A 12,881-nucleotide genomic window follows, 5' to 3' on the forward strand; every position below is an offset into this window, starting at 1 on the left:
TACCTGTTAACCGCTAAATTGATAACAATTAAGACACATTTTATATTGAACGTCCAATCAAAAAACGGTTTAATACATAACCATAACTGATGACTGGAGCGATAAAAATGCCCAAAGTGGGGATGCAAACCCTTCGTCGCAGGCAACTGATTGACGCCACCCTGGAGGCCATTAATGAAGTCGGAATGCATGACGCAACCATTGCGCAAATAGCCCGACGAGCAGGCGTGTCGACCGGCATCATCAGTCACTATTTCAAGGATAAAAATGGATTGCTGGAAGCGACGATGCGCGACATCACCAGCCAGCTTCGCTATGCCGTCCTGCGTCGGTTGCATGCCCTTCCAGAGGCCAGCGCAGAATTGCGTTTGCGCGCCATCGTAGCGGGCAACTTTGACGACAGTCAGATAAGCCAGGCCGCGATGAAAGCCTGGCTCGCATTCTGGGCAAGCAGCATGCATCAGCCGATGCTCTACCGCCTGCAACAGGTCGCCAGCAAGCGGCTGCTGTCGAACATTGTGTATGAATTCAGGCGCGAACTTCCGCGCCAGCAGGCTCAACAGGCCGGTTATGGCCTGGCGGCGCTTATCGATGGACTGTGGCTACGCGCCGCGCTGAGCGGAAAACCGTTTAATCTCAGTCTCGCTCAGGCGCTGACCACCCATTTCATCAGTCAGCATTTGCCGAACGCCACTGACTAACCGAGGAGAACCCATGCCCCGAATGGCAGAACAACAGCTTTATATTGACGGCGCATATACTGCCGCCACCAGCGGTCGCACCTTTGAGACGATCAATCCCGCTAACGGCGAGGTACTGGCTACCGTACAGGCCGCAGGCCGCGACGATGTCGATCGCGCCGTGAAAAGCGCGCAGCGCGGACAAAAAATGTGGGCCGCGATGAGCGCAATGGCACGCTCGCGAATCCTGCGTCGGGCAGTTGATATTCTGCGTGAACGCAATGACGAGCTGGCGCAACTGGAAACGCTCGATACCGGTAAACCACTGAGCGAAACCGCCAGCGTGGACATCGCCACCGGCGCTGACGTGCTTGAGTATTACGCAGGGCTGATCCCTGCCCTAGAAGGCAGCCAGATCCCGCTACGCGAGACGTCATTCGTCTACACCCGTCGCGAGCCGCTGGGCGTGGTGGCCGGGATCGGCGCATGGAACTATCCCATTCAAATCGCCCTGTGGAAATCCGCTCCGGCGCTGGCGGCAGGCAATGCCATGATCTTCAAACCCAGTGAAGTCACGCCGCTAACCGCGTTAAAACTGGCGGAAATCTACAGCGAAGCCGGTCTCCCGGACGGTGTGTTCAACGTGCTGCCAGGCACCGGCGCGGAAACAGGGCAGTTCCTGACGGAACATCCTGATATCGCCAAAATCTCCTTCACCGGCGGCGTCGCCAGCGGCAAGAAAGTGATGGCCAATTCAGCGGCTTCATCGCTGAAAGAGGTGACGATGGAGCTGGGCGGCAAATCACCGCTGATTATCTTTGACGACGCGGACCCCGACCTCGCGGCGGATATCGCCATGATGGCGAACTTCTTCAGCTCCGGCCAGGTCTGCACCAACGGCACGCGCGTATTCATTCCGGCGCACATGAAAAGCACCTTCGAGCAAAAAATTCTGGCGCGCGTAAGCCGCATTCGCGCAGGCGATCTGTCTGACCCGGCAACCAATTTTGGCCCACTGGTGAGCTTCCCCCATCGTGACAACGTTCTGCGTTATATCGCCAGCGGAAAAGCGGAAGGCGCAACGCTGCTTTGCGGCGGCGATGTATTAAAAGGCGAGTCGTTTGATAACGGCGCCTGGGTCGCCCCCACCGTATTCACCGACTGCCGGGATGAGATGACCATCGTACGTGAAGAAATTTTCGGCCCGGTGATGTCCATTCTGACCTACGAAAACGAAGAAGAGGCGATCCGCCGCGCCAATAACACCGATTACGGACTGGCCGCCGGGGTAGTGACAGCCGATCTCAACCGCGCTCATCGCGCAATCCACCAGCTTGAAGCGGGGATCTGCTGGATCAATACCTGGGGGGAATCCCCTGCTGAAATGCCGGTCGGCGGCTACAAGCATTCCGGTATTGGTCGCGAGAACGGCATCATGACGCTGCAAAGCTACACCCAGGTGAAGTCCATCCAGGTTGAGATGGGTCAGTTTCAATCCATATTTTAACCAGGAGGTTTGTTTGCATTTTGACTACATCATTATTGGCGCTGGTTCGGCGGGCAACGTACTGGCAACACGGCTGACCGAAGACAGCGATACCACCGTGTTGCTGCTGGAAGCGGGCGGCCCGGACTACCGTGCGGATTTCCGCACCCAGATGCCTGCTGCGTTGGCGTTTCCGCTACAGGGTAAACGTTATAACTGGGCGTATGAGACCGAACCGGAGCCGCATATGAACTACCGCCGCATGGAGTGCGGCCGTGGTAAAGGGCTGGGCGGCTCATCGCTGATTAACGGCATGTGTTACATTCGCGGCAACGCGATGGATCTCGACAACTGGGCGCAGGAGCCAGGCCTCGAACACTGGAGTTACCTCAACTGCCTGCCCTATTACCGCAAGGCGGAAACCCGTGATATCGGCCCCAACGACTACCACGGCGGCGACGGCCCGGTAAGCGTCGCCACGCCAAAGCACAATAACAACCCACTGTTCCATGCGATGATAGAAGCAGGCGTCCAGGCGGGATATCCACGTACCGACGACCTCAACGGCTATCAGCAGGAGGGGTTTGGGCCGATGGACAGAACCGTGACGCCGCAAGGACGACGCGCCAGTACGGCACGCGGGTATCTCGATCAGGCCAAAGGTCGGCCGAATCTGACCATCATCACCCATGCGCTGACCGACCATATTCTATTCGAAGGTAAAAAAGCGTCAGGCGTTGAGTGGCTGGAAGGCGACAGCACCATCCCGACCCGGGCGATGGCGCGTAAAGAGGTGTTGCTGTGCGCGGGCGCCATTGCGTCGCCGCAAATCCTGCAACGCTCCGGCGTGGGTGACGCATCGCTGCTGAAAGCGTTTGATATTCCGTTGGTGCACCACCTGCCGGGCGTGGGTGAAAACTTGCAGGACCATCTGGAGATGTATCTACAGTATGAGTGCAAAGAACCCGTCTCTCTCTACCCGGCGTTGCAATGGTGGAACCAGCCGAAAATTGGCGCTGAGTGGTTATTTGGCGGCACCGGCGTGGGCGCCAGCAACCATTTTGAGGCAGGTGGATTTATCCGCAGCAGCGAAGCGTTTAGCTGGCCGAATATTCAGTATCACTTCCTGCCAGTGGCGATTAATTACAACGGCTCGAATGCGGTGAAAGAACACGGTTTTCAGTGTCATGTCGGTTCGATGCGCTCACCCAGCCGTGGGCATGTGCACATTAAATCGCGCGATCCGCGCGAGCATCCGGCCATTCTGTTTAACTATATGTCTACCGGGCAGGACTGGCAGGAGTTCCGCGATGCCATACGCATCACGCGTGAAATCATCAACCAGCCTGCGCTGGACAAATACCGTGGACGCGAAATCAGCCCCGGTATTACGTGCCAGACCGACGAACAGCTGGATGCGTTTGTGCGAGACCACGCGGAGACCGCGTTTCATCCTTGCGGCACCTGCAAAATGGGTTACGACGAAATGGCGGTAGTCGACGGCGAAGGCCGGGTTCACGGCGTGGAAAATCTGCGCGTGGTGGACGCCTCCATTATGCCGCAAATTATCACCGGCAACCTGAACGCCACCACCATTATGATCGGCGAGAAGATGGCCGATGCGATTCGTGGCCGCGAACCGCTGGCAAAGAGCACCGCGAGCTATTACGTCGCAGGTGATGCGCCCGTGCGTCAGCCGCCGCTGCGTTAATCCCGCCTCTTTTTCCCGCTCTGCTGCTGAGCGGGAAAAGACCACGCCCCCCTCCTCCTCCCTGACATCTATACTCAACGCAACGCCCTGACAAAAGAGAACGTTATGCCGCTACCCGATTTTCACGTTTCCGAACCGTTTACGCTGGGAATTGAACTGGAAATGCAGGTGGTCAATCCGCCGGGTTACGATTTAAGCCAGGACTCTTCCCCCCTGATTGACGCCGTCAAATCCCAACTCACCGCCGGAGAAGTGAAGCACGATATCACCGAAAGCATGCTTGAGATGGCGACGGGAGTCTGCCGCAACATTGACCAGGCGGCGGCGCAGTTCTCCGCCATGCAGCAGGTGATTTTGCAGGCTGCCGCAGACCATCATCTTGAAATCTGTGGCGGGGGCACGCACCCTTTTCAAAAGTGGCAGCGCCAGGAGGTGTGCGACAATGCGCGCTACCAGCGTACGCTGGAAAACTTCGGTTATCTGATTCAGCAGGCGACGGTATTTGGTCAGCACGTCCATATTGGATGCGCGAACGGTGATGACGCTATCTACCTCCTGCATGGTCTGTCGCGCTTTGTTCCTCACTTTATTGCGCTGGCGGCGGCATCGCCGTATATGCAAGGGTCAGATACCCGTTTTTCCAGCGCCCGGCTGAATATCTTCTCAAGCTTTCCTGATAACGGCCCGATGCCGTGGGCCAGCAACTGGCAGGAATGTGAAGGGCTGTTCCGCCGCCTCACGTACACCAGCATGATCGACAGCATCAAAGATCTGCACTGGGATATCCGTCCCAGCCCTCACTTCGGCACGGTAGAAGTTCGGGTAATGGATACGCCTCTGACCCTTGCTCATGCGGTCAATATCGCGGGGCTGATTCAGGCAACGGCCCACTGGCTGCTGACCGAGCGCCCGTTCAGGCATCAGGAGCGGGATTATCTGCTGTACAAATTCAACCGCTTTCAGGCCTGTCGGTATGGTCTGGAGGGAACATTGACCGATGTCCACACCGGCAACCATCACCTGCTGTCTGATGACACGCTGCGCCTGCTGGAGAATGTTGCCTCCTCCGCAGATAACGTCGGCGCCGCCAGCGCCATTAACGCTCTGCGCCTACAGGTGAAAAACGGGCTGAATGAAGCGCGGCAGATGCGGGAGTTTGTGACGGATGGCGGTTCGCTGATTGGGCTGGTGAAAAAACATTGCGAGATCTGGGCGGGTCAGTAGGCGACGATTTGCGTTACCCGGCGATATCCCGGACAATGGCTTTTTAACTCAAGTTTAACAATGCCATGAAACACCCGCTTGAATCGTTGATGACCGCTGCCGGCATCCTGCTGATGGCTTTTCTCTCCTGCCTGCTGCTGCCTGTGCCCTCGCCTGGCATGGTGCTGGCGCAAAAGCTGGTTGCGACCTTCCATTTAATGGATCTCAACCAGCTTTACACCCTGCTGTTTTGCCTGTGGTTTTTAACGCTTGGCGCTCTCGAATATTTCGTGATCCGTTTTATCTGGCGTCGCTGGTTTTCGCTGGCTGACTAAGCCGGTGAAATCCCGCATACCGTGAACCAGCGCTTCACACCACGCGGCGTAATCATGTCCGCTTGACCACGGATGGAAACTCACCGGATAGCCTTTTTCACGTAGTACCTGCGCAAATTCCAGCGTGTTGCGATAAATACCGCCGTCCGGGCCTTTGGTTTCAAAGCGGCCAGCCTGCAACCAGAAGCGGACAGGATAACGCGGCGAATTCTGGTACTGACGCGTCAGCCAGCTGGCCTCCTCGTCTTTTGGCGCCCACCAGTACGAACCGGATAAACTCAGCACGTTGCCGAACAGACGCGGATAGCGCAACGCGACCCAGGATGACGCCAGCCCGCCATAGCTGGAGCCCGCCAGCACCGTTTTTTGTCGTTGCGTAGTCACCCCCTGCTGACGCAGCCAGGGCAATAATTCATGCGCCATAAAGTCGGCAAAATCAGGGTTCGGCGGCAGCTCTTTCGCCCGTCTGGCGTGATCGAGCGTATCAATAAACACCACGTTTATCGGCGGCAGTTGATGGCGCGCGATCAGCCCATCCAGCACGCGATCGATATGATAATCATCAAGATACGTTTTGCCGTCAAACAGCATCAGCGCCCAGCGTGCCGGTTGCGCGCTGTGTGGGCGATAAATCGCAATTTCACGACTGTTGCCCAGACGTTCGCTGAACAATGTTTTGCGCGTAAGCGAACCGTAACGAACAGGCTGCGCGGTAGCTTGCGCAGAGCAAAAGCGCGCGGGACTCAGATCGAGAAGGGAAAACTGATTCCAGCGATCGGCATACTTCTCGCCAAGCGTCAGCGGGTTAAGCGGATCTCTCTGCGCGCTGACCAGAATCGCCCGCCGCTGATCGCGCGGCGAACCGTTCACCAGCGGAACATCCGGCGCCAGTTTATACTGCATTACCGTATCCGCAGGCACCACATAGCTGCGAAACCAGACGTCGGAATCGCCCAGGCGGAACAGAGGATCGTGATCGCCTGCCGGAGAACCGAGAATAAAAACGTTCTGCTTCGCACCGCGCCACAGAAACGTAACCCGCTTATGGCTGTCGTCAACCGGCTCCACCAGCGGCGTGCCGTTGCGCTGTAGATCCTGCCAGAAATGAGCGGTTCCGGCGCCTGCCGCCAGCGCTTTTTCCAGTTGCTGCAAGGTTGGGCTGACGGGAGCGACGCGCTGTATTTTCGGCAGCGGTGTGGTCTCTTTCATCTGCCATGTAAACCGCCAGCGAGCGCCCTCATTACCGTGCAACACCAGCGAGGTGGCCTGTTGTACCGGCAAAGAAAACAACAGCTGATGCTCGCCATCGGCCGGGCCGCCTTCCAGTAAAGTACGGATGCGACGGTTCTGGCCGTCCAGCAAACGAGCATCGGTAATCCCCGACAGGGTGGCCGAAACATAATTTTCACTCAGCGCGGGAAGCACAAAGCAGATCTCGCCGCTGGCATCAAATTTCCCCTGCTGCTCTCCCTGAACGGAGGGCGTCGAACACGGCATCGCCTGAGCCGACATCGTCCCCAGCCCAATCACCAAACCACTCCATGCCATCTTCATTAACGGTGCTTTCCTGATGAAATTTGTTAACAACGCTAATGCAAATGGTAATGATTTGCAATAACATCTGTCGCGTTTAATGAGGATGGCAGTCCGGCATTTGTCTGACAGGACGACCGGACAATTTCAGGTATGGCATAGAAAAGGATGCTAAATGATATTTAAAAATAACAAGATAATGCAGCTCTGGGTTCTCAGTCTGGCGACCGTCAGTACGACGACGTTTGCCAAAACGCAGGAGGAGACCATTCTGGTGACGCAAGGCGTCAGCCAGGAACCCACTGCGCCGGTGAAGGGAATGGTGGCGACCAAAACCCTGTCGGCAACCAAAACCTCCGCGGAGCTGGTGAAAACGCCGCAGTCCGTCTCTGTCGTTACCCGCGACCAGATGGACGCGCTGGACGCCACCTCCGTCTCCCAGGCGTTGCGCTACACCGCCGGGGCATTTACGGAGTATCGCGGCTCATCCAACCGTAACGATGAAGTGTTTGTACGCGGCTTCAGCTACGTTCCTAAATTCCTTGATGGTCTGAGCTTTGGCGCAACGGCGTCATCGCAAACCGGCACCGTTGATCCGTGGCTGCTGGAGCGGGTAGAGCTGGTACGCGGCCCGGCTTCGGTTCTGTTTGGCCAGGTGAACCCCGGCGGGCTTATCAGCATGACCAGCAAACGCCCCACCAGCGAACCGATTCATAAGGTTCAGTTCAGCACCGGTAATCGCGATCTGGCGGAAGGCGCATTTGATTTCGGCGGCCCGCTGAGCGATGACGGCCGGGTACTGTATCGCCTGAACGGGATCGCCCGCACTCAGCATAACCAGGTTGAAGACTATAAAGATTCGCGCGTCGCAATTGCTCCGGCTATCACCTGGTATCCAAACGATCAGACCCGTTTCACGCTGCTGACCAGCTACCAGAAAGATCCCGATGCGGGCTACCGTAACTTCCTGCCTGCTTACGGCACCGTCACCAGCGCTAACGGAAAATATATTCCGCTCGATTTTAACGTCAGCGATCCTGATTACGATCAGTCATGGCGTGAGCAGACGATGGTGGGTTATGAGTTTGAACATCAGTTCAATGACATGATGACCTTCCGCCAGAATGCCCGCTATGCCAGCATCAAGCAAAAATACCGCTATCTGGTTTACTTCAACAGCAAACCGGAAAGCACGCTGCTCAGCCGTCGCGCCCAGCATGAGGAGCGCACGACCAATGAGTTTGGCATTGATAACCAACTGGAAGCACAGTTTGCGACCGCGCAGATGAACCATACGCTGCTCGGCGGGCTGGATTACAAGTCCAGCAACGACAAGCAACTGTTAATGCGCGGTTCCGGCTCGCAGTACGATATGGACTGGACGCACCCGGTTTATGGCGTAAACGTCGATGAAAGCACCTTCAGCCCCGCCAGCCACGAACAGCAGAACCTCGATCAGATGGGCCTCTATTTGCAGGATCAGATGAGCTGGAACAACTGGGAACTGCTGCTCTCCGGGCGCTATGACTGGACGGAAGTTCGCACCACCGATTACATCAACAGTGAGAAAACGCAGCAGAACGACAACAAGTTCACCTGGCGTACCGGCTTGCTGTATGCCTTTGATTTCGGCCTCTCGCCGTACATCAGCTACAGCACCTCGTATGAGCCTAATCTGCAAACCAACCGTGCGCCGGACAGCGCGCCGTTTAAACCCACTACCGGTAAACAAACCGAAGTGGGCGTGAAGTATCAGCCGGTGGATAACACGCTGATGTCGCTGGCGTTATACGATCTCAAACAGAGCAATGTGTCCACTTACAACAGCACGCTGGGCTGGTTCGAAAATGCAGGGGAAGTGCGTTCCAAAGGCGTGGAAGCGGAAATTCACTCTTCACTGTGGGATAGCGTCAACCTGATTGGCTCGTATACCTACACGGATGCGGAAACCGTCAACACCACGGTAGCGGGTACGGAAGGGAAAACGCCTGCCCGTATTCCTGCCCACATGGCTTCCGCCTTCGCCAGTTATACCTTCCCTGGCGGCCCGCTGAAAAGCCTGACGACCGGCGTGGGCGTACGCTACATCGGCACCAGCTACGGCGATGCGAAAAACACCTTTAAAGTGCCGGCGGTGGATCTGTATGACGCGATGGTGAGCTACGAACTGGGAGAACTGAACAGCAGCCTGAAAGGCGCAGCCGTACAGTTTAATGTCAATAATATCGCCGATACGAAATACGTGGCCTCTTGCGCCAGCGACACCGCCTGCTTCTATGGCGTAGGTCGCACGGTTACGGCAACAGTGAGCTATTCCTGGTAAGAAAGATTCCCGGCAGCCAGGCGCTGCCGGGGAAACTCAGTGCGTACGGCTGTGATTCTCTTTACGGTAGGCGCCCGGCGGCTGATTAAAGGTTCGGGTGAAGATCCGCGTAAAGGTCTGCTGCGAATCAAAACCGTACTTCAGGCAGATGTCATACACCCTTTGGTCGGTATCGCGTAAATCACGCGCCGCCAGCCGCAGCTTACGCTCCCGGATATAGCGCCCCAGACTCTCCCCTTTGTACTGCATAAACAGGCGTTGCAGATGCCATTTGGAGTACCCGGCGTGGCGGGCAATATCATCAATGCGCAACGGTTGATTTAAATTATCATCAATCCACTCGACAATAGTGTCGATTACCTGAGCGGAAATGGTCATCGTGCTCTCCCCCTCCGAAAAATGGTCGCTTATTCCCACCAGGCCGTAAACTGCTGGGTCGGATCGGCCAACATCACCGGTTCTCCCAGCGTCGGCGTCAGCAGGCGGTAGCGTTTATGACGACTCGCCAGCGCCAGACGTTTATACGGATCGTCCCAGCTGTGTTTCGCCAGGACAAAACGCCCGGCATGACCGGGTAAAATCGCTTTTGCGCGCAGGTCCTGCGCCGCCTGCGCGGTCTCTTCCGGCATCATGTGAATGTATCGCCAGTCCCGGTCGTACTGACCGTTTTCCATGATGGCCAGATCGACTGAGCCGAACTGTTCTCCAATCGCCTTAAAATGCGGCCCGTAACCGGAGTCCCCGCTGTAATAAACCTTCTGTTCAGGCGTCTCAAACATAAAACTCGCCCACAGCGTCTGGTTACGTTTGAGCCCCCGGCCAGAAAAATGGCGCGCGGGCAGGACGTGGATCAGCAGCGCATCATCGATCCTGACGGACTGGTTCCAGTCGCGCTCGTCGATAATCCCGCCATTCATGCCCCAGTAGCGCAAATGCGATCCCACACCCAGCGGCGTAATGACTCGCTTAATCTTCGGCATCAGCGCTTTGATGGTGGCGTAGTCCAGATGGTCATAGTGATCGTGCGAGATGATCAGCAGGTCGATCTCCGGCATATTTTGCGCCGTCCAGGGGTAGTCTCCGGCAAAGGCTTTATTCAGAAACGAAAACGGCGCGGCATAGCTGCTGAATACCGGGTCGATCAGAATGCGTTTTCCCGCCAGTTGCAGATACCAGGAGGAATGGCCCAGCCAGATGAGCGTGTCCCGATCGCGCGGTACGCTGGCGAGATCGGTGTTTACCAGCGGCAACGGTTGGGCAGGCCGCGCGTTTTCACGTTTAGCGACCAGAAACTCCCACCATGCGGCGAGCATCCCCTTATCCCCGGTGTAACCGGGAGTGGGTAATTGATTATGAAACTGTCCATCACGATAGTGTGGAGACTGTTCCACCAGGCTCAGTTGAGCGCCCTGCGGCACCTGACCAAACCCGGCGTTAAGGACAAACGGCAGACTCGCTGTAGAAGCAATAAGCATAATAACAACCACACAAATTGTGAGACGCTTCATATCCTGATCCGAAAACGCGCCCCTTTCCGCTGGTTTGCGCGACTGTCACTTGATTATGAGTGAGTAAGCACTCATTATAGAAAGCGAAGGAATCTCGTCAAGATGATTTTCAATCTTTGACATTCACCGTTGCGGCGCTGCAAAGAGCGTGTTTCAATCGTGTTTTTTACATCATTAAGGGTAAAGTGTAGTGGCTCGTCCGAAGAGTGAAGACAAAAAACTGGCGTTACTGGAAGCCGCAACAAAAGCGATCGCGCAATCCGGCATTGCCGCCTCCACCGCCGTCATTGCTCGCAACGCAGGTGTTGCTGAGGGAACATTGTTTCGCTATTTCGCGACAAAAGATGACTTAATCAACGAGCTTTATCTGCATTTGAAGCAGGATCTCTGCCAGTCGATGATGGCGAATCTGGACCGCTCAATCACCGACACCAGAACCATGACGCACTTCATCTGGAACAGCTACATCAACTGGGGCCTGAACAACACTAACGGGCACCGCACCATCCGCCAGCTTGCGGTTAGTGAGAAAATCACGAAAGAAACCGAGCAACTGGCGGACGATATGTTCCCGGAACTGCGCGATCTCTGCCATCGTTCGGTTCTGCCCATTTTCATGTCTGACGAATACCGCGCCTTTGGCGATGCCCTGTTCCTCACCCTGGCAGAAACCACGATGGAATTTGCCGCCCGCGATCCGGCCCACGCAAATGAGTACATCTCGCTGGGTTTTGAAGCGATGTGGCGCGCCCTCACCCGCGAGGAAAAATAATGGACGGCCAGACGCTGCATCATTGTGCGAAACGCATCGCGCTCGAACTGCCTTTCACCGAACACTGCTGGCCGTTCGGCCCAGAGTTTGATGTCTTTAAAGTCGGCGGCAAGATATTCATGATCGTTTCTGAACAACGCGGCCGTCGGTTTGTGAACCTGAAGTCCGATCCACAGAAATCCCTGTTAAATCAGCAGATTTACCGCAGTATTGAACCCGGTTACCACATGAACAAAAAACACTGGATTTCCGTTTACGCAGGAGACGATATCACGCCGTCGCTGCTTGCCGACCTGATCGGCGACTCCTGGAATCTGGTGGTGGATGGTCTGGCTAAAAAAGATCAAAAGCGTCTGCGCCCCGCCTGATTTATCGTTGATATCGATAAGTGTTTTCGCACTTTTCTCTCTTATCTTTTATGTGCTAACCCTGTACCCTGCTGGCACGAAAACGCACCCGCAGGGTATTAAAAAACATCAGGAGTATTTATGGATATCGTTTCTGTCGCCTTAAAACGCTACTCCACTAAGGCGTTCGATCCCAGCAAACAACTGACCGCAGACGAAGCGGAAAAACTCAAAACATTGCTGCAATATAGCCCTTCCAGCACCAACTCTCAGCCGTGGCATTTCATCGTCGCCAGTACCGAAGAAGGGAAAGCGCGCGTTGCGAAATCCGCCGCCGGTAATTTCGTGTTTAACGAGCGCAAAATGCTGGATGCTTCCCATGTCGTCGTGTTTTGCGCAAAAACCGCAATGGACGACGCCTGGCTGGATCGCGTTGTCGATCAGGAAGATGCCGATGGCCGTTTTGCCACGCCGGAAGCCAAAGCGGCAAATAACAAAGGCCGTCGCTTTTTCGCGGATCTGCACCGCCGCGACCTGAAAGATGACGATCAGTGGATGGCGAAACAGGTATACCTGAATGTTGGCAACTTCCTGCTGGGCGTCGCCGCGATGGGTCTGGACGCCGTACCGATTGAAGGCTTCGACGCCGCGGTTCTTGACGCTGAATTTGGCCTGAAAGAGAAAGGTTATACCAGCCTGGTCGTGGTGCCTGTCGGCCATCACAGCGTAGAAGATTTTAACGCTACGCTGCCGAAATCCCGCCTGCCGCAGGAAACCACCCTGACGGAAGTCTGATTTCTTGTTATGCCGGATGGCGGCTGCGCCTTATCCGGCCTACGGTGCACACGTTATTGTAGGCCCGGTAAGCGTCGCGCCACCGGGCATTATGCCGGATGGCGGCTGCGCCTTATCCGGCCTACGGAGCACACGTTATTGTAGGCTCGGTAAGCGTAGCGCCACCGGGCATATCGCCTTATCCGGCC

Annotated in this window: 12 protein-coding genes; 9 read left to right on the forward strand and 3 right to left on the reverse strand. The window is 56.0% G+C overall.

From position 1 onward, the window contains the following. Positions 1-107 precede the first annotated feature (107 nt). The 5 genes from betI to CKO_RS10980 all read left to right on the forward strand — a co-directional run bounded on the left by betI (position 108) and on the right by CKO_RS10980 (position 5,415). Positions 108-701: a transcriptional regulator BetI gene (betI, locus tag CKO_RS10960; protein WP_024130562.1), complete on the forward strand. Its 594-nt coding sequence runs from the start codon at positions 108-110 to the stop codon at positions 699-701. Positions 702-714: 13 nt separating this feature from the next. Then, the gene (gene betB / locus CKO_RS10965; protein ID WP_024130563.1) at positions 715-2,187 is read left to right on the forward strand and encodes a betaine-aldehyde dehydrogenase; all 1,473 of its coding nucleotides are present in this window, start codon (positions 715-717) and stop codon (positions 2,185-2,187) included. A gap of 13 nt (positions 2,188-2,200) precedes the next feature. Beyond that, positions 2,201-3,877, forward strand: coding sequence for a choline dehydrogenase (betA, locus tag CKO_RS10970; RefSeq protein ID WP_012133412.1), 1,677 nt, complete (start codon positions 2,201-2,203; stop codon positions 3,875-3,877). A gap of 105 nt (positions 3,878-3,982) precedes the next feature. After that, the gene (locus CKO_RS10975; protein WP_012133413.1) at positions 3,983-5,101 is read left to right on the forward strand and encodes a YbdK family carboxylate-amine ligase; all 1,119 of its coding nucleotides are present in this window, start codon (positions 3,983-3,985) and stop codon (positions 5,099-5,101) included. Between the two features lie 65 nt (positions 5,102-5,166). Continuing rightward, positions 5,167-5,415, forward strand: coding sequence for a DUF1158 domain-containing protein (locus CKO_RS10980; protein ID WP_012133415.1), 249 nt, complete (start codon positions 5,167-5,169; stop codon positions 5,413-5,415). On the opposite strand, the gene CKO_RS10985 is transcribed toward CKO_RS10980, so the two are convergent. Continuing rightward, entirely contained in the window at positions 5,344-6,969 is a 1,626-nt protein-coding gene (locus tag CKO_RS10985) for an alpha/beta hydrolase-fold protein (RefSeq protein WP_012133416.1), read from the reverse strand. The two genes, CKO_RS10980 and CKO_RS10985, sit on opposite strands and share 72 nt — an antisense overlap. 157 nt (positions 6,970-7,126) lie before the next feature. Here CKO_RS10985 and CKO_RS10990 point away from each other — a divergent pair, with 157 nt between their 5' ends. After that, positions 7,127-9,271 carry a TonB-dependent siderophore receptor gene (locus tag CKO_RS10990; RefSeq protein ID WP_024130565.1) on the forward strand — a complete coding sequence of 715 codons (2,145 nt, stop codon included), beginning with the start codon at positions 7,127-7,129 and terminating at the stop codon, positions 9,269-9,271. A gap of 36 nt (positions 9,272-9,307) precedes the next feature. On the opposite strand, the gene CKO_RS10995 is transcribed toward CKO_RS10990, so the two are convergent. Then, positions 9,308-9,649, reverse strand: a complete 342-nt coding sequence (locus CKO_RS10995) for a RamA family antibiotic efflux transcriptional regulator (RefSeq protein ID WP_024130566.1) — start codon at positions 9,647-9,649, stop codon at positions 9,308-9,310. Positions 9,650-9,678: 29 nt separating this feature from the next. Next, positions 9,679-10,779, reverse strand: a complete 1,101-nt coding sequence (locus tag CKO_RS11000; RefSeq protein ID WP_012133420.1) for an MBL fold metallo-hydrolase — start codon at positions 10,777-10,779, stop codon at positions 9,679-9,681. A gap of 190 nt (positions 10,780-10,969) precedes the next feature. Here CKO_RS11000 and CKO_RS11005 point away from each other — a divergent pair, with 190 nt between their 5' ends. From CKO_RS11005 to nfsB, 3 genes are all read left to right on the forward strand, one after another. Continuing rightward, entirely contained in the window at positions 10,970-11,551 is a 582-nt protein-coding gene (locus tag CKO_RS11005) for a TetR/AcrR family transcriptional regulator (protein ID WP_012133421.1), read from the forward strand. After that, the gene (locus CKO_RS11010) at positions 11,551-11,919 is read left to right on the forward strand and encodes an MmcQ/YjbR family DNA-binding protein (protein ID WP_012133422.1); all 369 of its coding nucleotides are present in this window, start codon (positions 11,551-11,553) and stop codon (positions 11,917-11,919) included. The genes CKO_RS11005 and CKO_RS11010 overlap by 1 nt, the downstream gene beginning before the upstream one ends. A gap of 120 nt (positions 11,920-12,039) precedes the next feature. Next, positions 12,040-12,693 carry an oxygen-insensitive NAD(P)H nitroreductase gene (gene nfsB, locus CKO_RS11015; RefSeq protein WP_012133424.1) on the forward strand — a complete coding sequence of 218 codons (654 nt, stop codon included), beginning with the start codon at positions 12,040-12,042 and terminating at the stop codon, positions 12,691-12,693. Positions 12,694-12,881: the final 188 nt, after the last annotated feature.

The sequence above is a fragment of the Citrobacter koseri ATCC BAA-895 genome (genome assembly GCF_000018045.1).
Classification (GTDB): Bacteria; Pseudomonadota; Gammaproteobacteria; order Enterobacterales; family Enterobacteriaceae; genus Citrobacter_B; species Citrobacter_B koseri.

Bases quoted from the DNA above. Each gene is read 5' to 3' on its own strand.
- betI (WP_024130562.1), top strand. From the start codon at position 108: ATGCCCAAAGTGGGGATGCAAACCCTTCGTCGCAGGCAACTGATTGAC.
- betB (WP_024130563.1), top strand. From the start codon at position 715: ATGCCCCGAATGGCAGAACAACAGCTTTATATTGACGGCGCATATACT.
- CKO_RS10975 (WP_012133413.1), top strand. From the start codon at position 3,983: ATGCCGCTACCCGATTTTCACGTTTCCGAACCGTTTACGCTGGGAATT.
- CKO_RS10980 (WP_012133415.1), top strand. From the start codon at position 5,167: ATGAAACACCCGCTTGAATCGTTGATGACCGCTGCCGGCATCCTGCTG.
- CKO_RS10985 (WP_012133416.1), bottom strand. From the start codon at position 6,969: ATGAAGATGGCATGGAGTGGTTTGGTGATTGGGCTGGGGACGATGTCG.
- CKO_RS10995 (WP_024130566.1), bottom strand. From the start codon at position 9,649: ATGACCATTTCCGCTCAGGTAATCGACACTATTGTCGAGTGGATTGAT.
- CKO_RS11000 (WP_012133420.1), bottom strand. From the start codon at position 10,779: ATGAAGCGTCTCACAATTTGTGTGGTTGTTATTATGCTTATTGCTTCT.
- CKO_RS11010 (WP_012133422.1), top strand. From the start codon at position 11,551: ATGGACGGCCAGACGCTGCATCATTGTGCGAAACGCATCGCGCTCGAA.
- nfsB (WP_012133424.1), top strand. From the start codon at position 12,040: ATGGATATCGTTTCTGTCGCCTTAAAACGCTACTCCACTAAGGCGTTC.